The organism is Streptomyces mutomycini, assembly GCF_001700505.1.
In the GTDB taxonomy this organism is placed as follows: domain Bacteria; phylum Actinomycetota; class Actinomycetes; order Streptomycetales; family Streptomycetaceae; genus Streptomyces; species Streptomyces mutomycini.
Genome location: NZ_MAPV01000382.1, coordinates 1 through 820, shown reverse-complemented (window position 1 = coordinate 820; position 820 = coordinate 1). Strand labels below are relative to the sequence as shown.

The following is an 820-nucleotide window of genomic DNA, read 5'->3' as shown; positions in this document are numbered from 1 at the left end:
GCTGCTGCCCTGGCACACCCTGCGCACCCCGGTCGCGGACCTGGCCGGTGCGCTGGCCTTCACGGCGGGCGCGCTCGGCAAGGCGGCCGCCGATGTGCTCACCCTGTCCCGTACCGAGACCGCCGAGCTCGCCGAGGGTTCCGGCGGCGGCTCCTCCGCCATGCCGCACAAGGCCAATCCGGTGCGCGCCACGCTGATCGCCGCCGGAACCCTCGGCGAGCTCGGCGGTCTCGGTACGGGACAGGGTGAGCACATCGGCGGCCGCCTTGCCGAGCGCGCCCGCCGTGAAGGCCAGCGCACCGGCCAGGTCCGCGACCGGGGTGCGCAGGGTGTGCCAGGGCAGCAGCGGTCCGGCCAGGCCCAGTTCCCGCGCGTAGGCGGCGACGAGCGCCGGCGCCGCCTCGTCCCCTCCGTCGGCGCGGAACGCGGCCAGCGTGCCCGCCGCGCCGCCGAGCTGAGCGGGCAATGACTCCCGTACGGACCGCAGCCGGTCCCGGGCGTCGAGCACCATCGACCGCCAGCCGGCGGCCTTGAGACCGAAGGTCGTCGGCACGGCGTGCTGCGTCAGCGTACGGCCGGGCATCGGCGTGTCACGGTGCTCGGCCGCAAGCCGCCCCAGGGTCTCGGCGGTCCGCCCCAGGTCGTCGAGGACATGCGCCAGAGTCCGCGACGCCACCAGCATCGCCGCCGTGTCGAGGATGTCCTGGCTGGTCGCGCCCCGGTGGACGAACGGCCGCGTCTTCTCGTCCACGGCGGCCGAAAGGTCGGCGACCAGGGGGATCACCGGATTGCCGCCGGACCGTGCCCGCAGCGCCAGATC

2 pseudogenes are annotated in these 820 nt (G+C 75.6%); one reads left to right on the top strand and one right to left on the bottom strand.

The features are described from left to right. Position 1 precedes the first annotated feature (1 nt). Positions 2-139, top strand: a pseudogene (locus BFF76_RS34625) (3-carboxy-cis,cis-muconate cycloisomerase); the annotation flags it as partial. 3 nt (positions 140-142) lie between these two features. On the opposite strand, the pseudogene BFF76_RS30580 reads toward BFF76_RS34625, so the two are convergent. Beyond that, positions 143-820: pseudogene (locus tag BFF76_RS30580) on the bottom strand (lyase family protein); the annotation flags it as partial.